Raw genomic sequence first — 20,339 nt, 5'->3', positions numbered from 1 at the left:
TTATCAGAAATATTAACGCAACGACGATCGCGCCGGCACGTTTCCCTTCCGAACGTTAACAAAGAAGGGAATGCCCCATGCCTACCGCAACAGGACACACCACCGCCATTCGCGCATCGCGCGTTATCGGAACCACCGTTTATAATCCGACGGGCGATAAAATCGGTGAAGTCGAAGACGTCATTTTGGACAAAACGTCCGACACCATCAAATTCGCCGTCGTTGGTTTCGGCGGTATCCTGGGTGTTGGCGAAAAGTATCATGCCGTGCCGTGGGCCTCGCTCAATTACGAAGACAGTCAAGGCGGCTATGTCGTGCCGTACAGCAAAGAGCAGCTCGAAGCCGCCCCTCAGGACAGCATTCACGAGTTGACCAAGGACGACGGTATGCGGGCTCAGACAAGTGCCGTCAGCTATTACGGCGCGCTCTAATTCGCTTTTTTAATCGAATTAAACCCGGCGATGTGGATATTTCGCCGGGTTTTCCATGTCTGGCGTTATGACGCGTTGAAAGGCTCTGAGGGTTCGCCTATGGGAAGGCTGAAATAGAACAAACAACAAAACCCCTGGGGACTTTCATGACCGAAATTATCGACATTGTCGCCCGCGAAATCTTGGATAGCCGCGGCAATCCGACCGTCGAGGTCGACGTTATTCTGGAGGACGGTTCGTTCGGTCGTGCCGCCGTTCCGTCAGGCGCTTCAACGGGCGCATATGAGGCCGTTGAGCTACGCGATGGCGGCAGCCGTTATTTGGGCAAGGGAGTTCGGAAAGCCGTCGATGCCGTCAACGGAGCAATTTCCGACAAGATTGTCGGGATGGATGCCGAAGAACAGCTCGCCATCGACGCCGCGATGATCGAACTCGATGGCTCCGATAACAAGGGCAAACTCGGCGCAAATGCGATTCTCGGCGTCTCGCTTGCGGTCGCCAAGGCGGCTGCCGAGGCCGCCGGCATGCCGCTTTACCGATATGTTGGGGGACCGAACGCCCACGTCCTGCCCGTTCCGATGATGAACATCATCAATGGCGGGGAACATGCTGATAATCCTATCGATTTCCAGGAATTCATGATCATGCCGGTCGGCGCAGAGACGCTGGCCGAAGCGGTGCGGATGGGTTCCGAGGTGTTCCATACACTGAAGAAAGATTTGTCCGCGGCTGGCCATAATACGTCGGTCGGAGATGAAGGCGGATTCGCACCCAACATCAACAGCGCCGAAGCAGCTCTCGATTTCATCGTCAAGAGCATCGAAAAGGCAGGATACAAGCCGGGCGAAGACATGTTTCTCGCACTGGATTGCGCCGCTACCGAGTTCTACAAGGACGGCAATTACGTCTATGCCGGCGAGGGCAAGAAGCGTTCGTCAGAAGAGCAGGCCGACTACCTTGCAAAACTCTGCGGTACCTATCCCATCATCTCCATCGAAGACGGTATGGACGAAGACGATTGGGACGGCTGGACCGCTCTGACAAAGGCGATTGGCGGCCGCGTTCAGCTTGTCGGTGACGATCTCTTCGTAACCAATTCGGCGCGCCTGCGCGACGGTATCGCCAAAGGCGCGGCCAACTCGATCCTCGTCAAGGTCAATCAGATCGGCTCACTTTCCGAGACGCTCGACGCCGTCGAAACAGCGCATCGCGCCGGTTATACGGCAGTAATGAGTCATAGGTCCGGCGAAACCGAGGATGCCACGATTGCCGATCTGGCGGTGGCAACGAATTGCGGGCAGATCAAGACCGGGTCCCTGGCTCGCTCCGACCGGCTTGCCAAATACAACCAGCTTATCCGTATCGAGCAGCAGTTGGGCAGCGCCGCTTCTTATGCGGGACGTTCGATACTCAAAGGCTAAGAACCCGAAGTTCTCTTTCACTGAAGCCGGCCCTAGTGGCCGGCTTTTTCATCGGCGGTAACTTCACATTAAGTGCGAATCGCGCTTGTTTAACCGATGTTCCGACAAGGATGGGAGCCGGAAATGTGGACCCGGCAATATAGACGCAAACGTTGGAAGGGGCTTGTCCTGCCAGTCCTGACCGGGCTTTGCCTCGTCTATTTTTCACATCACACGGTACAGGGCGACTACGGGACCGAGGCGAACGCTCGACATGAAGCGCGCCTTGCGGAATTGCAAGACGAGTTGGCTGCGCTGTCGGTTCGTCACGGCGAACTGGAAAAGCGCGCCATTCAGTTGCAGGATGGCACCATCTCGCGCGACATGCTCGACGAGATGGCGCGGCGGCAGCTCGGCGTTATCGGGCCGAACGAATTGATAATTCGCCCTTAAGCCCTTGCCACTTACGAAAAAAGCGTCAGCATAGCACCTATTCGGCAGGCGAATGGGAGGATGAGACGTTCTCGTCTATGAAGCGCCTACCGCAACGGTACCGGCGCAAAAGCCGGCGAAGGGAGAGTCAATGGCAACCAGTCGTTCAACGGCAGCGAATAAACGCTCAACCAGTAAATCCGGTCAGACCCGACGTTCATCGGGCGGGGCGAAAAAGACTGCGGCGACAGCTGCGCAGAGCCAATCCGATCTTATCCGCAAACCGCCGGAAATCGCCAAGTTTACGACTGAGGAAGACAAGCAGGCCTATCGCGACATGCTGCTGATCCGCCGCTTCGAGGAGAAGGCGGGACAATTGTACGGGCGCGGCCTCATCGGCGGCTTCTGCCATCTTTATATCGGTCAGGAAGCGGTCGTTACCGGCGTTCAGATGGTCCTGAAAGAGGGCGATCAGGTGATAACCGCCTATCGCGACCACGGCCATATGCTGGCGACCGGAATGGACCCGAAAGGGGTCATGGCCGAGTTGACCGGCCGCCAGGGCGGCTATTCCAAAGGCAAGGGCGGCTCGATGCATATGTTCAGCCGCGACAAGCATTTTTATGGCGGTCACGGCATTGTCGGCGCTCAGGTCGCGCTGGGCACCGGCTTGGCGTTCGCCAACAATTATCGTGGCAACGACAATCTGTGCTGCACCTATTTCGGCGATGGCGCGGCCAATCAGGGCCAGGTGTACGAATCCTTCAATATGGCATCGCTCTGGGATCTTCCGGTGATCTACATCATCGAGAACAATCAGTACGCGATGGGCACCTCGGTCACGCGTTCTTCCGCCGAAACCCATTTCAACCAACGCGGCGTCTCCTTCCGTATCCCCGGCATGGAAGTGGACGGCATGGATGTCCGGGCGGTGAAGGCAGCCGCCGAGGAAGCGGCCGATTTCGTCCGCGGCGGCAATGGTCCGATCATCCTGGAGATGAAGACTTATCGCTATCGTGGTCATTCCATGAGCGACCCGGCGAAATATCGCTCGAAGGAAGAAGTCGACAAGATGAAGGATCGCGAGCACGATCCCATCGAGCGGGTGAAACTCCGGCTGATCGATGGCGGGATGAGCGAGGACGACGTCAAAGCGATCGACAAGGAAATTCGAGGCATCATCAACGAGGCCGCCGAGTTCGCGCAGAACGATCCGGAACCCGATCCCTCCGAATTGTGGACCGATATTTACGCCGAGGACGGAAGCGAGGCCGCCTGATGTCCGGGCCTTCCATTTGCTCCAACGCTCCATTCGATCAATCAGACAACATCCTGCGCATGGCTCACCGCTATGGCGCTGCCGCAGGGAGGACCGCCCATGACCATTGAAGTCACCATGCCCGCTCTTTCTCCGACGATGGAGGAAGGCACACTCGCCAAATGGCTGAAAGCCGTAGGGGATAAGATCGAACCCGGCGAAGTGATCGCTGAGATCGAGACCGACAAGGCGACCATGGAAGTGGAAGCCGCCGACGAAGGCACGCTCGGCAAAATCCTCGTCGAGGAAGGCACCGAAAACGTCAAGGTCAATTCGGTGATTGCCGTTCTTCTTGAGGAAGACGAAGACGATAGCGCGTTGGAAGGTGCCGGCTCTTCCAGCGGCGGCGCAGCCGAATCCTCTGAGAGCAACGGCGCCGATCCTCACGCCGCACGCGGCTCCGACGGTGCCAGCGGTGAAGGCGGACAAAGCGACGGCGATACCGTTGCCGATATGGATGCGCGGCGGGTTCCTGCAGAGGGCAAGGTTCATCCGGAGCCGAAAAAGCCGGACCCGTCTGGACTTCCAGAGGTTCCAGAAGGAACCGAGATGGAACCAACGACTGTGCGCGAAGCGCTTCGCGACGCCATGGCCGAAGAGATGCGCAGTGACGATCGCGTCTTCGTCATGGGCGAAGAGGTCGCCGAGTATCAGGGCGCCTATAAGGTCACTCAGGGGCTCCTGGACGAGTTTGGCTCAAAGCGCGTGGTCGATACGCCGATCACCGAGCACGGCTTTGCCGGCGTCGGAGTCGGTGCAGCCATGGCGGGCCTGCGGCCGATTGTGGAGTTCATGACATTCAACTTCGCAATGCAGGCGATCGATCACATCATCAATTCTGCGGCCAAGACGCGCTACATGGCGGGTGGCCAGATGGGATCGCCCATCGTCTTCCGCGGGCCGAACGGTGCGGCGGCGCGCGTGGCTGCTCAGCACAGTCAGGATTATGCGGCCTGGTATTCCCACGTTCCGGGTCTGAAAGTCATTCAGCCCTACAGCGCGGCGGACGCCAAGGGACTTCTGAAGGCCGCTATTCGTGATCCTAACCCCGTTGTCTTCCTGGAGAATGAAATTCTCTACGGTCAAACTTTCGATGTGCCCAAAATGGATGACTTCGTCCTGCCGATCGGCAAAGCGCGCATTCATCGCTCGGGCAACGATGTCACCCTGGTCAGCTTCGGCATCGGCATGACATACGCGATCAAAGCCGCCGACGAACTGGCGGGCATGGGAATCGAAGCGGAGGTCATCGATCTGCGTACGATCCGCCCGATGGATCTCGATACGGTGATCGAGAGCATCAAGAAGACCAACCGCCTAATCACCATCGAAGAGGGTTTCCCGCAATCGTCGGTCGGCGATTACATCGCCAACCAGGTTCAGCGCCGCGCCTTCGATTATCTGGATGCGCCGGTCATCACGATTGCCGGCAAAGACGTTCCGATGCCGTATGCCGCCAATCTTGAAAAACTTGCCCTGCCGAATGTCGGCGAAGTGATCGAGGCCGCGAAGGCCGTGACGTATAAGGACTAACGCCATGGCTATCGAAATTACCATGCCCGCCCTTTCTCCCACGATGGAAGAGGGCAACCTGGCCAGTTGGGCCGTAAAGGTCGGCGACAAGGTCGAACCCGGCGACGTGATCGCCGAAATCGAAACAGATAAGGCAACGATGGAAGTCGAGGCCGTCGACGAAGGTGTCATCGCCGAAATCCTTGTTGAGGCCGGCACAGAAGGCGTGAAGGTCAATGCCGTGATCGCGCTTCTGGCCGAAGAGGGCGAGGACCCGGCCGATGTAAAAGGCGGCGGTGGGTCGAAGAGCGCCGACGCCGCGCCGCAAAAGGACCTTCCCGATCCGGAAAAGGCCGCTGCGCGTGACGATGCGAAAGTTTCGGAGACGTCCAGCGATGGCGGAGCCGGCCATGGCAAACCACAGCCAGCGACTAGCGCCAGTGGCGGAAAAACAGATGTGCCGGACAGTGTGAAAGCCGGTCCTGCCCCTACCAAGGATGGTGAGCGTATTTTCTCGACACCACTGGCCCGTCGCGTCGCGCAGCAGAAGGGGATCGATCTTTCCTCGTTGGCAGGTTCTGGACCCCGCGGCCGGATCGTGCTGGCCGATGTTGAAAGCGCCAAGCCCAGCGAAGCGGCGAAAGCTACAGATGCGCCCAAGGGTGGAGCTGCAGCGGCAGCACCGGTTCCGATGGCTGACGATGCCGTCCTCAAACTTTTCGAGGAAGGCTCTTACGAACTCGTCAAGCATGACGGGATGCGCAAGACAATCGCCAAGCGGCTGGTCCAGGCCAAGCAGACGGTGCCGCATTTTTATCTGACGCGCGACGTCAACATCGATGCATTGCTGAAGCTTCGTAGTCAGATCAACAAGTCAGCGCCGATGACAAAAACGGACGACGGCGAAAAGCCGGCCTACAAGCTGTCCGTCAACGACATGATCATCAAGGCGATGGCGATGGCTCTTCAGGCTGTTCCCGATGCGAATGCATCGTGGACCGAGGAGGCGATGGTCAAGCATAAATACTCCGATGTCGGGGTAGCCGTGGCTATTCCCGGCGGGCTTATTACGCCGATTATCCGCAAAGCCGAGCAGAAGACGCTATCGGCGATCTCAAATGAGATGAAGGATATGGCCACACGCGCTCGAGACCGGAAACTCAAGCCCGAAGAGTATCAGGGCGGCACCACGGCCGTATCCAATCTCGGCATGTTCGGAATCAAGCACTTCTCGGCTGTCATCAATCCGCCGCACGGCACCATTCTGGCGGTCGGCGCAGGAGAAAAGCGTCCGATCGTAAAAGACGATGCGGTTGCCATCGCCATGATGATGACCGTGACGCTCTCTGTCGATCACCGGGCAGTTGACGGAGCTCTCGGCGCCGAGTTGCTCGACGCGTTCCATGGCTTCGTCGAAAACCCGATGAGCATGCTGGTGTGACCATGGAGGTTGCCTATCGACCCGCGCGCCGTGAGGACGCGGCCGATCTCGCTATCCTTGCAGACATGGCGGGGCATGGTCTGCCACAGTGGTTCTGGCACGGAGCGCGGGAACGGGAAGGCTTCTCGTCGGTCGTCGAAGTCGGACGCAATCGTGTTCGCTCCGACGATCACGCCATGAGTTGGAGAAAGATGCATGTGGCGACGGTGAACGGTGAAATAGCCGGGATGATTCTCGACTATCCGCTTACCGACAAAAACAGCGACACGGATATTGCCGAGTGCGGACCGGTCATCGCCTCGCTGCTGCTGCTGGAGAACGATTTAGCGCCATGCTGGTACATCAACATGCTGGCGGTCTATCGCGATTTTAGAGGGCAGGGGATTGGCGGTCAGCTGATTGAGGGCGCCAGGGAACGGGCACTGGAAGCAGGGTATAAACGGCTAGGATTAGGAGTTGAGGACGACAATCCAGCCGTTTCTCTTTACCGCCGCTGCGGCTTTGAAAAAGTCGGACAGCAAAATTACGAACCGTTCGGCGGTGTGAAGGAAGCCGGCCACTGGTATGCCATGCATGCTGAAAGCAAGCCGGCGTCATGAAAACCGTCCTCGCCTTCGGCGATTCGCTGACATGGGGCTTCGATGGGCCGACGCGGACGCGTCACCCGTTCGAAAAGCGTTGGCCGAACGTTCTTCAGGCCGAACTGGGCAGCGACTATCACGTCATCGCCGAAGGGTTGAATGGGCGCACGACTGGCTATGACGATCATCTGGCCGATTGCGACCGTAACGGCGCGCAAATTCTTCCGACGCTATTGCATAGTCATTCGCCGCTCGATCTGGTCATCCTCTTTCTTGGCGTAAATGACCTCAAACCATTCACCGGGGCAGGGGCTCGTGGAGCGGCGATGGGGATGGCCCGGCTGGTCGAACTGGTCCGTCATCATGCATGGCCAAGCAACGAAAATTCCGGTTCGCCTGAGATTATCATTGTATCGCCGCCACCGATCCAGAAACCGGACGATCCTGATTACGGCGACACATTTGCCGACGCGATCGAGGATTCGAAGAGTTTCGCACGACGCTATGCCGATCTTGCGCGCGACCGAGGGTGCGGGTTCTTTGATGCCGGAACAATCGTGACGACCGATCCGCATGACGGCATTCATCTCGACGCGGGTAGCACCGCGGCGCTCGGTCGGGCTCTTGCGCCGGTCGTTCGAGAGCAACTTCAAGACAGACAGGGCTGAGGGAGAATACTCATGGCCGATTACGACGTTATCATCATCGGTTCCGGCCCTGGCGGCTACGTTACCGCCATTCGCGCATCTCAGCTCGGCTTGAAAACGGCGATTGTCGAGCGTGAGCATCTCGGCGGCATCTGCCTGAACTGGGGTTGCATTCCGACAAAGGCGCTGCTGCGAAGCGCCGAAATCATGCATTATGCCGACCATATCAAGGATTACGGCCTGACAATGGAAGGCACCGTCAAGCCCGACGCCAAAGCTGTGGTCGATCGTTCGCGAGCTGTTTCGAAGCGGCTTAATAACGGCGTCGGTATGCTCATGAAGAAGAACAAGGTCGACGTCATCTGGGGTGAGGCAAAGCTGACCGGCAAGGGTAAGATCAAAGTCGGCAAACCACAGAAGAAGGCGATGGAGCCCCAGGTTGCGCCGCCCAAGGGCACCAAAGGCGAGGGCGAGTATTCGGCCAAGCACATTATCATCGCGACGGGCGCCCGTCCGCGTGCGCTACCCGGCATCGAGCCGGATGGCGAGAAAATCTGGACCTATTTCGAGGCGATGGTGCCTAAGGAGCTGCCGAAGAGTTTACTCGTCATGGGGTCCGGCGCGATCGGGGTCGAATTCGCCAGTTTTTACAACGCTATGGGTGTCGATGTAACGGTAGTCGAAGTGCTCGACCGGATCATGCCAGTCGAAGACGCTGAGATTTCAAAGATCGCGCAGAAGCAGCTTGAGAAACAGGGCATCAAGTTTCGCGTGAAGACAAAGGTCGCCAAAGTCGAGAAGACCAAATCTGGTGTTAAGGCCACGCTTGAAGCGGAAGGCGGAAAAACCGAAACTGTTGAAGTCGAGCGGTTGATTTCCGCGGTCGGTGTGCAGAGCAATTCTGAAAATCTCGGACTCGAAGATCTAGGCGTTAAGATCGATCGCGGCTCCATTGTCGTCGACGGTTATGGCAAGACAAATGTCGATGGCGTCTACGCCATTGGCGACGTTGCCGGACCGCCCATGCTGGCGCACAAAGCCGAGCATGAGGGCGTGATCTGCGTTGAAAAGATCGCCGGCGTAAAAGGCGTCCACGCACTCGACAAGTCGAAGATTCCAGGCTGTACCTATTGTCATCCGCAGGTCGCATCGATCGGCCTGACGGAGGCAAAAGCCAAGGAAGCCGGTTACGACCTTCGTGTGGGCCGTTTTCCTTTCGTCGCCAACGGCAAAGCCATCGCGCTCGGCGAAGATCAGGGTCTTATCAAGACGATCTTCGACAAGAAAACCGGTCAACTGCTCGGCGCGCACATGGTCGGCGCAGAAGTTACCGAACTCATTCAGGGGTTTGTCGTCGCAATGGGGCTAGAAACCACCGAGGAGGAACTCATGCACACGGTTTTCCCGCATCCGACTTTGTCGGAAATGATGAAAGAAAGCGTGCTCGACGCCTATGGCAGAGTGCTCAACGCCTAGTGAGCCGACTCCCCATGCAGGAACAAAACGTTAAGGCAGGCATTATCAAAGCAGACATTCTAATGCCTCATCTCAATACTAGGGAGAAATTTTATGGGTTTTCTTGCTGCGATCATCATCGGTGGCCTGGCAGGCTGGCTGGCCGAAAAGGTCATGAAGAGCGACATGGGTCTTCTGATGAACATCATTCTTGGTGTCGTCGGCGCTATCGTACTCAGCTTCATTCTGCAGATTTCCGGACTTGGAAGCGGTGCCGGCGCATCGTTCTCCTGGGAATATCTGCTGACCGGCTTCGTCGGCGCATGTCTCCTGATCTTCATCGCGCGGCTTTTCCGCCGCTAAACAAAACTGCATAGCTGCTTTGTGCGAGGCCGGGCGGGCCATTCAAAATCCGCCCGGCCTTTGCTATGTCCGGTGCAAAGCGGCAGAGCAGACTTTGCCGCCAGGAGAAACAGAAGCCTTATGGTCACAGTCCTAGACACCAATGTTTCGCGCCCGCGTCATCCGGAAAAGATGAAGCGTCCTGAGAACGAGGTGCAGAAAAAGCCGGCATGGATTCGCGTCAAAGCACCTGTTTCTAAGGGTTATAACGAGACAAAGGCGATTGTCCGCGACCACAACCTCGTGACGGTCTGTGAAGAGGCGGGCTGCCCGAACATCGGCGAATGCTGGCAGAAAAAACATGCCACCTTCATGATTATGGGCGAAATCTGCACGCGCGCCTGCGCCTTCTGTAATGTAACAACAGGCCGTCCGCTCCCGCTCGACCCGGCCGAGCCGGCAAATGTTGCCGAGGCGGTCGCGCAGATGGGGCTCAAGCATGTTGTCGTCACCTCCGTCGACCGTGACGATCTTTCCGATGGGGGAGCGCAACATATCGCCGATACGATCTACGCGATCCGCGAACGCGCGCCAGAAACCACGATCGAGGTTCTCACCCCTGATTTTCTGCGCAAAGAGGGCGCGCTGGAAATCGTCGTGAAGGCCAAGCCCGATGTCTTCAATCACAATCTGGAAACCGTGCCATCGAATTACCTGACTGTGAGGCCGGGTGCGCGCTACTTCCACTCCATTCGTCTGCTGCAGCAGGTCAAGGAAATCGATCCAACCATCTTCACAAAAAGCGGCATCATGGTCGGGCTTGGAGAGGAGCGTAACGAGGTACTGCAATTGATGGACGATCTGCGGGTCGCCGATGTGGATTTCATCACAATAGGCCAATATCTCGCGCCGACGCGTCGGCACCATCCGGTCATTCGCTTTATTCCGCCTGACGAGTTCATGAGCTACGAGACCAGCGCGCGCTCGAAGGGCTTCCTCATGGTTTCCGCCAGTCCGCTGACCCGCTCCTCTCACCATGCCGGAGAGGATTTCGCCAGATTAAAGGCTGCCCGAGCCGAGCGCGATGCAACCATCCTGACAAGCTGAGCGGCGACAAGACCGATATGCCAAGTTTCAAAACCACGAGGGTCGTCGCCCATAGCGCGGACGAGATGTTTGCCCTCGTGGCCGACGTGCAAGACTACCCGCAGTTTCTACCCATGTGCGAAGCGCTGAATGTCCGTTCCAGAAAGGAACGTGATGGCAAAACGCTTCTGCTGGCTAATATGACCGTTGGGTACAAGGCCATCCATGAGACCTTCACCAGCCAGGTGCTGTTGAAATCCCAGGAGAGGAAGATCGACGTGTCATATGTCGATGGGCCTTTTCGCTACCTCGACAATCGCTGGGTGTTCGAGGACCGGGGCGAGGGGCACAGCGCCGTGCATTTCGCCATCGATTACGAATTTAAAAGCCGCATTCTCGGCGCCCTCATGGGCTCGATGTTCGACCGAGCCTTCCGTGCATTTGCAGAGGCCTTTGAAAGACGGGCGGACGAAATCTATTCGTCATCCTCGACAGAAAAAGCGCCGGAACGGCCGGTGTAAACCGGCCGATAACCTATCGCGCCTTCAACGCGCCGAGGATCATTTCGAGCGCGTGCTTCGTTGCCGCCTTGCGGATCGCCTCACGACCTTCGTCATCGAAGACACATTGCTCGCTGCGGACGATGCCTCCCGGCGCGGCCAAGCCGAAACAGACCAGCCCAACCGGCTTTTCCTCCGTTCCACCGTCAGGCCCGGCGATGCCGGTGGTCGAGACAACAAGACGTGCAACGGAACGACGCTTTGCGCCGACCGCCATTTCACGCGCGGTTTCGCCCGACACGGCGCCGCAACGGCGGAGCGTCAATGGATCGACACCCAGCATATCCATTTTGGCTGCATTCGAATACGTAACAAAAGCCCGGTCGACCACAGACGACGATCCGGGAACGGAGGTCAGTGCGGAGGCAACCATGCCGCCGGTGCAGCTCTCTGCCGTCCCGATCATCAGACGTCGGTGTTCCGCAAGCTTGAGAATCTCGCCGACCAATTCGGCAGTGTCTTCACTCATTTCGTCACGTCTCCGGGGAAAACCACGCTGGCCGTCGCAATGGCGGCGATACCTTCACCGCGACCGATGAACCCCATCTTCTCATTGGTCGTCGCCTTTACGGAGATACGGTGCTTGGCGATCCCGACAAGCTCGGCCAAGCGGTTCGTCATGGTTTCGCGGTGCGGACCGATCTTCGGCTCTTCGGCAATCAGAGTCACGTCCACATTCGCGATTTGTCCGCTTTTCTTCCGCACGAGATTGACCGCCTGCTGAATGAATACGGAAGAATCAGCGCCTTGCCATTGCGGATCGGACGGCGGAAAATGCGTGCCGATATCGCCCGCGCCTATGGTGGCAAGCAGCGCGTCTGTCAGCGCGTGGAGACCCACATCGGCATCAGAATGCCCCGCCAGCCTGCGGTGAAAAGGAATTGCCACGCCGCAAAGGATCACCGCGTCGCCATCTTCGAAACAATGGACGTCGTAACCGTTACCAACGCGCACGTCCGGAAGGGGCGCGAAACTAGGTTCTGCCAAGGAGATATCCTCCGGAAATGTGATTTTCGGATTGGCCGACCGACCGCGTATAACGCGCACGGCCATGCCTGCTTGGGCTGCAATTGCCGCATCATCGGTGGCATTTTCGACGCCGGCAGCCAGGGCGTTTTCGTGCGCGCTCATGATCGCGCTATAAGCAAATGCCTGTGGCGTTTGGGCCCGAATAAGCGTCTCTCGGTCGACCGTCCCCACGATAACGTCGCTCGCATCGACCGATTTGACTGTATCGGTCACCGGCATGCCAACGATAAGACCGGTTTCTGGCTGGAGATTGTCGATCACGGCATCCAATGTCTCACGGCCAATCAGCGGCCGCGCCGCATCGTGGATGAGAACAAAATCGGGTGGTCGTTCCGCCATCGACCTCAGGCCCGCGAGTACGGAGAGCTGCCGCGTTTGTCTTCCATGGATGAGCGAGAGGCGCTTTCTGTCGAGTGGCGCGATGGCTTCTTCCGCCAGTTTCTCGTCATCGGGATGAATGGCGATGATAACTTTCGCGATCTCCGGATGGTCCAGAAAAGCACGGACAGTATGCCGGAGGATCGGTTCGCCAGCCAGAAGCCGGTACTGTTTCGGGCCATCTTCGCGTCGGCCCGCACGTTCACCGCGCCCGGCCGCCACAATGAGCGCTGCGATTGTTTCACTGCGGTCCATTGGCACAATTTTCCCCTTGGCCCCATTGGCTTGCGGGTTTAGGCGCAGGTCATCGGCAATGAAAGCGAAAAACTGACACTGCCTTCTCTTGATGCAAAAACATGCAATGGTTAGAGTTTAGGCAGAGTGATAAAGGTATCTGTTCGATGGCGTCGGCCAATGTTCCTTCCACAAACCGCTTGAACACGCCATTTTCGGTCGGCGGACTGACGATCTTCAATCGCATTCTGCTTGCACCGATGAGCGGGGTCACGGATTTGCCATTTCGCCAGCGGGCGGAGCGTGCGGGCATCGGCCTGACCGTCGCAGAAATGGTCGCCAGCGGCGAGTTGGAGCGCGAACGGTCGGAGTCGATGCGACGTATTCGCCATAGTGGATCGGGACTACGGGCGGTGCAGCTTGTCGGACGTGATCCCGAGACCGTCGGAAAGGCAGCCCAGTGGCTGGCCGAGAATGGCGTTCAGATCATCGATATCAATATGGGTTGTCCTGCAAAGAAGGTAACGGGTGGCGCCTGTGGCGCGGCGCTCATGACCGAGCCGGATCGTGCGCTGCGGATTGTGGAGTCGGCGGTTGCGTCAGCGGGCGAGAGTGTCGTGACGGTCAAAATGCGACTGGGATGGGATCGTACGTCCATCAATGCGCCGGAATTGGCCCGTCATCTTGTCGATGCTGGTGCGAGAATGATTACCGTTCACGGGCGAACACGCGAACAACGTTATACCGGAACCATCGACCCCGATGCTATCGCCAAGGTGCGGGCCGCGGTGCCGGACGTCGCCTTTATCGCCAATGGCGATGTCAGCAACGCGCAAGAGGCCGAGCAGTTGATGCGTCGCACCGGAGCCGACGGAATCATGATTGGACGCGCTCATTACGGCCAGCCTTTTCTCGCGGCTTCGATCCTTGGAAATGGCTGCGCGCCGGCGAAAACCGATTTACGGGACTATATAATCGAGCACTACGAAGCCATGCTTGAGGAATATGATGTTCAGCGTGGCAGCAGACATGCCCGCAAACATCTCGGCTGGTATCTCGACCGGTTTCTGCCCGACAGCGATGCCGCGCAACGCCAATCCATCATGACCGCTCGCGAACCGAGCCAGGTGATTGGCCTTCTCACCGAAGCCTTCGGGGCGCAATCTTTTCAAGAGGCGGCATGACCCAGAAGCGGGCGATCAAATCGGCTGAGCCAGCGCTGGCGGAAAGTCTGCTGAACGCAATCCAGCAGCCTATCGCGCTGATCGATGGAGATGGCACCATCGCTTATGCCAATGCTGATGCGGAATCGCTCTTTCGGAGCAGTGCGTCGGTGCTGCAGCGCATGAAACTGGCGGACTTCATTCCGTTCGACAGCCCACTCATGGCTCTGATTGACCAAGTGCGCCAGCAGGGCGCGCCGGTGACCGAATACCGCGTGGACATCTCCTCGCCACGGATTGGGGCGGATCGCCTCGTGGATCTCTATGTCGGCCCTGTGCCGGACCAGAGGGACGCCGTTCTGGTCGTTTTTCAGGAGCGATCGATGGCAGATAAGATCGACCGGCAGATGACCCATCGGGGCGCCGCGCGTTCGGTCACTGGCCTCGCCGCCATGCTCGCTCATGAAATCAAGAACCCGCTTTCCGGAATCCGTGGCGCGGCCCAGCTTCTGGAAAGCTCTGTCGATCAGGACGACCGGCCGCTCACTCGCCTGATTATGGAGGAAACCGACCGGATCGTCGGGCTGGTGGACCGGATGGAAATCTTCTCCGACGAAAGGCCGGTCGAGAAAACTCCCGTCAATATTCACGTGGTATTCGATCATGTCCGCGCCATCGCGAAGAACGGATTTGCCAAAGACATTGTCTTTGAGGATTTCTACGATCCGTCCCTGCCGCCCGTATTCGGCAATCGCGACCAGTTGATTCAGATCTTTCTCAACCTCATCAAAAACGCTGCCGAGGCTGTCGCTCCCAAAGGCAAGGAGGGCAAGATCACTCTTACGACCGCCTTTCGTCCCGGCATCCGTCTGTCGGTCCCTGGCAGCAAGGAGAAGGTCTCTCTACCGATGGAGTTTTGCGTTCACGATAACGGTCCGGGCGTTCCGGACGATATGTTCCCCTATATCTTTGATCCCTTCATTACCTCGAAGATCAATGGGTCAGGCCTGGGACTCGCCCTCGTCGCCAAGCTGGTCGGCGAGCATGGGGGCGTTGTGGAATGCGACAGTTCTTCGAGCGGGACGACCTTTCGAGTCCTTATGCCGGCATGGAAGGAAGGAAAAGCCGCTCCAGCCGAAGCCAAATTGAAATCGGAGACGGCGCAGTGAGCCACACCATCCTCGTTGCAGATGACGATGCGGCCATCCGCACCGTTCTCAACCAGGCGCTCGGACGCGCCGGTTACGATGTTCGAGTGACATCGAACGCGGCGGCGCTATGGCGCTGGGTTTCGGCGGGAGAGGGCGATCTCGTCATTACCGATGTGGTCATGCCGGATGAAAACGCTTTCGATCTGCTGCCGCGCATTCGCAATGCCCGGCCCGATCTGCCGGTTCTGGTCATGAGTGCGCAGAACACCTTCATGACTGCCATACGAGCTTCGGAGAAGGGCGCATACGACTATCTGCCGAAGCCTTTCGACCTGACCGAGATGCTGAATATCGTCAAGCGCGCGCTTGCCGAACCGAAAAAGCTGGCGGATCGTGGCGAGGATACCGGCGAAACGATGCCGCTCGTCGGGCGCAGCGCCGCCATGCAGGAAATCTACCGGATGCTGGCGCGGATGATGCAGACCGATCTAACGGTCATGATTACCGGCGAGTCGGGTACGGGTAAGGAACTGGTTGCGAGCGCGCTGCACGAATATGGCAGGCGTCGTAACGGTCCATTCGTTGCCGTGAACATGGCGGCAATACCCCGCGAACTGATCGAGTCGGAACTCTTCGGGCATGAGAAGGGCTCATTTACCGGAGCGCATAGCAAAGCAACCGGTCGCTTCGAGCAGGCCGATGGCGGTACGCTTTTTCTCGATGAGATCGGCGATATGCCGATGGAGGCACAGACGCGGCTTCTCCGCGTTCTGCAGCAGGGCGAATACACGACCGTCGGTGGCCGGACGCCGCTGAAAACGGATGTCCGCATCGTTGCAGCGACGAACAAGGATCTGCGTCAGGCCATCGCGCAGGGTCTGTTCAGAGAAGACCTCTTCTATCGTCTGAATGTCGTGCCAATGCGTCTGCCGCCACTCCGGGAACGCGCCGAGGACGTGCCGGACCTGATCCGTCATTTCTTCCGCAAGGCCGGCGAACAGGGGCTCAGCGACAAGAGAATAACAACCGAGGCAATGGATCGGCTGAAGCGCTATTCCTGGCCGGGAAATGTGCGTGAACTGGAAAACCTCGTCCGTCGCCTTGCCGCCCTTTATCCACAAGACACGATTGGCGTCGATATCGTCGATGCCGAACTGTCGCCTATCCAGCAGGAGAACACTGCTTCCGTACCGGCGGAAATTGCCGAGAACGCCAGTCTCGGCATGGCGGTCGAACAGTATCTTCACCGGTATTTCGATGAATTCGGCGACAATCTGCCGCCGCCCGGGCTCTATCAGCGAATCCTGCACGAGGTTGAATATCCCTTGATCCTCGTCGCTATGACGGCGACCAGGGGCAACCAGATCCGCGCCGCCGAACTGCTTGGCCTGAACCGCAACACATTGCGCAAGAAAATCCGTGAACTCGGGGTCAACGTCTATCGGACCAATCGTCATTCAAACTGACCAGCGCCGCAATTCCGTCACGTCTCATCCGTAATCCGGACACCGGATATCCGTTGCCGATTAGCCACAACTGTTGCATATTCGGCACGGGAGAGCAGGGGTGGAATGACGCTGGCTGAGGCGAATTTGGTGGAGGATGGCAGCGAAGGCTGGAGCGACCGGCGTCGCGTAAGCATTCGCCGTGGCGCGGCGCTGATCATTCTGACGCTGATCGTGGCCCTTGCCAGCTTTACCGTTTTGACCGGGCTGACGCCAATCGACCCGGACAGAAACACCACGATTGTCCTTATCGTCATCAACCTGGTTTTAGTCGGCCTGTTGGTCTGGTTGATCGGTCGCGAACTCATCCGCATCATAGCGGCGCGGCGTCGGGGCAGGGCGGCCGCTCGTCTCCATGTCCGGCTTGTTGCTCTATTCGCTCTGGTCGCAGCTCTTCCGGCGATCATGATCGCTGTCTTTGCCTCCGTGACCTTGAATATCGGTCTCGACCGATGGTTCGAAATTCGTACGCGCACGATTATCAATTCATCGCTCGCCATCGCCGACGCTTATGTCCGGGAAAACGCGGCGAACCTCCAAGGCACCACACTGGCCATGGCGGAAACGCTGGATGACAACCGCACGGGCTTCATATTGGACAAGACCGGGTTTCGGTCGTTGATGACACGGCAGGCCCAGGGCAGGGCGCTTGCCCACGCGGCCCTCATCGATTCCACGGGCGCGTTTGTGATGCAGGCCGAGACGACAGCCAGCTTCGCAATGCCGATACCGCCGCAGGAAGCGGTGGATCGCGCTGCTGACGGCATGCCTGTGATGATCGAACCGCGACTTCGGAACATCGTCGGTGCAATTATCAAATTGCGCGAGCTGGAGGGCCTTTATCTCTTTACGGTGCGCCTGGTCGACCCGCAGGTCATACGCGCCCGACAGATCGTCGGTACGAATGTTGGCGAATATCGCACACTCGAAGCCAACAGGGCCACCTCGCAGATCGCGTTCGGGCTGCTCTATCTCGGCGTGACGCTGGTCGTCATTCTGTCGGCCATCTGGACCGGTATCGCGGTTGCCGACCGTTTGGTTCGCCCCATCCGACAACTCATTGGCGCCGCCGATGAGGTTAAGGCAGGGAATCTGAGGATATCGGTTCCGGTGCGTCCAGAGGATGGCGATATGGCCAATCTCGGGCAAACGTTCAACGAGATGGTTCACCGTCTCGACAGCCAGCGAAACGATTTGCTGGAAGCCAATCATCAGGTCGATGAGCGCCGCCGGTTCTCCGAGGCCGTTCTCGCGGGTGTGACGGCGGGCGTCATCGGTATCGACGAGGACGGGCATATCACGATCGCCAACAGGGCGGCGCGCCAGAACTTGTCGATCGGCGGCGACGCGCTTGGCAAGAACCTCTCGCATATCCTGCCTCGTATCGGTCGGGTGTTCGAAATCGCAAGACGTTCGGGAAGACCGATCTTCCGCGACACGGTGACGTTCATCCGTGGCGGGACCGAGCGAACCTACAATGTCCAGATCACGATGGAAGAAGCCGGCGAGGGGAGCGGGCAATCCTGGGTTGTAACGGTCGACGATATTTCCGATCTGGTACAGGCGCAGCGCTCGACCGCCTGGGCGGACGTCGCGCGGAGGATCGCACATGAAATCAAGAACCCGCTAACGCCTATTCAGCTTTCCACAGAGCGCATTCAACGGCGCTATGGCCGCAAGCTGACCGAGGACCGTGAGGTTTTCGACCAGTGCACGGAGACCATTATCCGCCAGGTCGATGACATTAAACGCATGGTGGACGAATTTTCCGCATTTGCGCGTATGCCAAAGCCCCAGATGGAATTGTCCGACCTTCGTGACGTGTTGCGGGAAGCGACATTCCTTGTCGAGGTCAGCCGAGACGAGATCGATTTCGAGTTGGCGCTCGGCGACGATCCACTGATGGGTACTTTCGACCGCCGCCTTTTGGGGCAGGTCTTCGGTAATCTCATAAAAAACGCCGCCGAGGCAATCGATACGGCGCGAGACACCGAACCCGACCATAAGGGCGCTATTCGCGTCGAAGCCGAGCATCGAGGAGAGATGATAGAAGTGCGTGTGCTGGACAATGGCTGCGGCCTGCCCGGCGCAGACCGCCAGAAGCTGTTGGAGCCCTATATGACGACCCGCACCAAGGGGACAGGGCTCGGTCTGGCGATTGTGAGAAAGATTGTCGAGGAACACGCTGGAGGGCTCGGTCTTCATGACGCGCCCGCCAGGTTCCACGGCGGCCGGGGGGCTATGATTGTAATCCAGTTACCGGCGCGGGATGTCGAAAAGCCCCCCGTCCGGACCAATGCCGAGGTGAGTGATGCAAGCTGATATTCTCGTAGTCGATGACGAACAGGACATTCGCGGCCTTGTCGCGGGTATCCTCGACGATGAGGGCCATGAAACGCGTCAGGCGCATGATAGCGACAGCGCGCTGGCAGCGATCAATGACCGTGTGCCCCGCCTGATTTTTCTGGATATATGGCTTCAGGGATCGAAGCTGGACGGGCTTGCTCTGCTGGATGAGATTAAAAAGCTCCATCCGCATCTGCCTGTCGTCATGATTTCGGGCCACGGCAATATCGAAACGGCGGTCTCGGCTATCAAACGTGGGGCGTATGATTTCATTGAAAAGCCATTCAAGGCCGACAGGCTCCTATTGATTGCCGAACGTGCGCTGGAAGCCTCAAAGCTGCGCAGCGAAGTCACTCAACTGCAGAAACGTTCCGGCGAAAGCGTCGAACTGATCGGCCAGTCATCGGCAATGAACGCCTTGCGAGCCACCATCGAACGCGTGGGACCGACCAATAGCCGTGTCATGATCGTCGGATCGTCCGGGGCAGGAAAAGAAAAGACGGCGCGGGCGATTCATGCGGCTTCAACGCGCGCGAACGGTCCGTTCGTCACCATCAATGCCGGCGCGATGACGCCGGAACGGATGGAGATCGAGCTGTTCGGCACGGAGAGCAATGGCGGTGAACGGAAGGTCGGCGCGCTCGAAGAGGCCCATCGCGGAACCCTCTATATCGACGAAGTCGCGGATATGCCGCGTGAGACGCAGAACAAAATTCTCTCGGTTCTCACCCACCAGCAGTTCGAACGGGTAGGCGGAGCACGACGAGTGAAGGTGGATGTGCGGATCATTTCCTCCACCTCGCAGAATCTGGAAGCGATGATTGCCGAAGGCCTCTTCCGCGAGGATCTCTATCACCGTCTTGCGGTCGTCCCCGTGGAAGTGCCATCGCTGGCGAAACGGCGCGAAGACATTCCCTATCTCGCGGAGTATTTTATGGGTCAGATCGCTCGCCAGACCGGCATCAAGCCGCGACGGATCGGTGATGACGCCATGGCAGTTCTCCAAAGCCACGATTGGCCGGGCAATGTGCGCCAGTTGCGTAACAATATCGAGCGGCTGATGATTCTGGCGCGCGGCGGCGATGCTCAGGATGTGGTTAGCGCGGAAATGCTGCCCTCGGAGATCGGCGATATGTTGCCGAATACCCCTTCATCGTCAGAGACGCACATTATGACCTTGCCGCTTCGCGAGGCCCGTGAAATGTTCGAGCGTGACTATCTCGCCGCGCAAATCAATCGTTTCGGCGGCAATATCTCTCGTACGGCGGAGTTTATCGGCATGGAACGTTCGGCACTTCACCGCAAGCTGAAATCACTCGGCGTTTAAG

General features: G+C 58.3%; 19 protein-coding genes. 17 read left to right on the top strand and 2 right to left on the bottom strand.

What is annotated here, in order from left to right:
* Window positions 1-77: 77 nt before the first annotated feature.
* From NIM86_RS15255 to NIM86_RS15200, 12 genes are all read left to right on the top strand, one after another.
* Window positions 78-431 carry a PRC-barrel domain-containing protein gene (locus NIM86_RS15255; RefSeq protein WP_253383386.1) on the top strand — a complete coding sequence of 118 codons (354 nt, stop codon included), beginning with the start codon at window positions 78-80 and terminating at the stop codon, window positions 429-431.
* A 146-nt stretch (window positions 432-577) separates the two neighbouring features.
* Window positions 578-1,852: a phosphopyruvate hydratase gene (gene eno, locus NIM86_RS15250; RefSeq protein WP_253383385.1), complete on the top strand. Its 1,275-nt coding sequence runs from the start codon at window positions 578-580 to the stop codon at window positions 1,850-1,852.
* A 123-nt stretch (window positions 1,853-1,975) separates the two neighbouring features.
* The gene (locus NIM86_RS15245; protein WP_253383384.1) at window positions 1,976-2,284 is read left to right on the top strand and encodes a septum formation initiator family protein; all 309 of its coding nucleotides are present in this window, start codon (window positions 1,976-1,978) and stop codon (window positions 2,282-2,284) included.
* Window positions 2,285-2,414: 130 nt separating this feature from the next.
* Window positions 2,415-3,542, top strand: coding sequence for a pyruvate dehydrogenase (acetyl-transferring) E1 component subunit alpha (gene pdhA / locus NIM86_RS15240; RefSeq protein ID WP_256478525.1), 1,128 nt, complete (start codon window positions 2,415-2,417; stop codon window positions 3,540-3,542).
* Between the two features lie 99 nt (window positions 3,543-3,641).
* Window positions 3,642-5,114 (top strand): pyruvate dehydrogenase complex E1 component subunit beta, encoded by a 1,473-nt coding sequence (locus NIM86_RS15235; protein WP_253383382.1) that lies wholly within the window; start codon window positions 3,642-3,644, stop codon window positions 5,112-5,114.
* 4 nt (window positions 5,115-5,118) lie between these two features.
* Complete coding sequence (locus NIM86_RS15230) at window positions 5,119-6,534, top strand: pyruvate dehydrogenase complex dihydrolipoamide acetyltransferase (RefSeq protein WP_253383380.1); 1,416 nt, start codon at window positions 5,119-5,121, stop codon at window positions 6,532-6,534.
* Window positions 6,535-6,536: 2 nt separating this feature from the next.
* On the top strand, window positions 6,537-7,133 hold the full coding sequence (locus NIM86_RS15225; protein ID WP_253383491.1) for a GNAT family N-acetyltransferase: 597 nt from the start codon (window positions 6,537-6,539) through the stop codon (window positions 7,131-7,133).
* On the top strand, window positions 7,130-7,783 hold the full coding sequence (locus NIM86_RS15220) for an SGNH/GDSL hydrolase family protein (protein ID WP_253383378.1): 654 nt from the start codon (window positions 7,130-7,132) through the stop codon (window positions 7,781-7,783). The genes NIM86_RS15225 and NIM86_RS15220 overlap by 4 nt, the downstream gene beginning before the upstream one ends.
* 12 nt (window positions 7,784-7,795) lie before the next feature.
* Window positions 7,796-9,238: a dihydrolipoyl dehydrogenase gene (gene lpdA / locus NIM86_RS15215; RefSeq protein WP_253383376.1), complete on the top strand. Its 1,443-nt coding sequence runs from the start codon at window positions 7,796-7,798 to the stop codon at window positions 9,236-9,238.
* A 93-nt stretch (window positions 9,239-9,331) separates the two neighbouring features.
* On the top strand, window positions 9,332-9,580 hold the full coding sequence (locus NIM86_RS15210) for a GlsB/YeaQ/YmgE family stress response membrane protein (RefSeq protein WP_253383374.1): 249 nt from the start codon (window positions 9,332-9,334) through the stop codon (window positions 9,578-9,580).
* 120 nt (window positions 9,581-9,700) lie between these two features.
* Window positions 9,701-10,666: a lipoyl synthase gene (gene lipA, locus NIM86_RS15205; RefSeq protein ID WP_253383372.1), complete on the top strand. Its 966-nt coding sequence runs from the start codon at window positions 9,701-9,703 to the stop codon at window positions 10,664-10,666.
* A gap of 17 nt (window positions 10,667-10,683) precedes the next feature.
* Window positions 10,684-11,166 (top strand): type II toxin-antitoxin system RatA family toxin, encoded by a 483-nt coding sequence (locus NIM86_RS15200; RefSeq protein ID WP_253383370.1) that lies wholly within the window; start codon window positions 10,684-10,686, stop codon window positions 11,164-11,166.
* Between the two features lie 13 nt (window positions 11,167-11,179).
* Here the strand turns inward: NIM86_RS15200 and NIM86_RS15195 are convergent, their stop codons facing one another.
* A complete protein-coding gene (locus NIM86_RS15195; protein WP_253383369.1) occupies window positions 11,180-11,674 on the bottom strand; it encodes a CinA family protein in 495 nt (164 codons plus the stop codon).
* Window positions 11,671-12,867 (bottom strand): bifunctional 2-C-methyl-D-erythritol 4-phosphate cytidylyltransferase/2-C-methyl-D-erythritol 2,4-cyclodiphosphate synthase, encoded by a 1,197-nt coding sequence (locus NIM86_RS15190; RefSeq protein ID WP_253383368.1) that lies wholly within the window; start codon window positions 12,865-12,867, stop codon window positions 11,671-11,673. The genes NIM86_RS15195 and NIM86_RS15190 overlap by 4 nt, the downstream gene beginning before the upstream one ends.
* A 146-nt stretch (window positions 12,868-13,013) precedes the next feature.
* Between NIM86_RS15190 and NIM86_RS15185 the strand changes: the two genes are divergently transcribed.
* Genes NIM86_RS15185 through NIM86_RS15165 form a run of 5 tightly spaced genes read left to right on the top strand, consistent with a single transcriptional unit; the run spans window position 13,014 to window position 20,338 of the window.
* Window positions 13,014-14,030, top strand: a complete 1,017-nt coding sequence (locus tag NIM86_RS15185) for a tRNA-dihydrouridine synthase (protein WP_253383366.1) — start codon at window positions 13,014-13,016, stop codon at window positions 14,028-14,030.
* Complete coding sequence (locus tag NIM86_RS15180; protein ID WP_253383364.1) at window positions 14,027-15,178, top strand: nitrogen regulation protein NR(II); 1,152 nt, start codon at window positions 14,027-14,029, stop codon at window positions 15,176-15,178. Before NIM86_RS15185 ends, NIM86_RS15180 begins: the two co-directional genes overlap by 4 nt.
* Entirely contained in the window at window positions 15,175-16,626 is a 1,452-nt protein-coding gene (gene ntrC, locus NIM86_RS15175) for a nitrogen regulation protein NR(I) (protein WP_253383362.1), read from the top strand. The genes NIM86_RS15180 and ntrC overlap by 4 nt, the downstream gene beginning before the upstream one ends.
* Window positions 16,627-16,674: 48 nt before the next feature.
* The gene (locus tag NIM86_RS15170; RefSeq protein ID WP_371872924.1) at window positions 16,675-18,987 is read left to right on the top strand and encodes an ATP-binding protein; all 2,313 of its coding nucleotides are present in this window, start codon (window positions 16,675-16,677) and stop codon (window positions 18,985-18,987) included.
* On the top strand, window positions 18,977-20,338 hold the full coding sequence (locus tag NIM86_RS15165; RefSeq protein ID WP_253383359.1) for a sigma-54 dependent transcriptional regulator: 1,362 nt from the start codon (window positions 18,977-18,979) through the stop codon (window positions 20,336-20,338). Before NIM86_RS15170 ends, NIM86_RS15165 begins: the two co-directional genes overlap by 11 nt.
* Window position 20,339: the final 1 nt, after the last annotated feature.

The sequence above is a fragment of the Notoacmeibacter sp. MSK16QG-6 genome, from assembly GCF_024158145.1.
Taxonomy (GTDB): Bacteria; Pseudomonadota; Alphaproteobacteria; order Rhizobiales; family Rhizobiaceae; genus Notoacmeibacter.
This window is presented reverse-complemented; position numbering and strand designations above follow the sequence as displayed.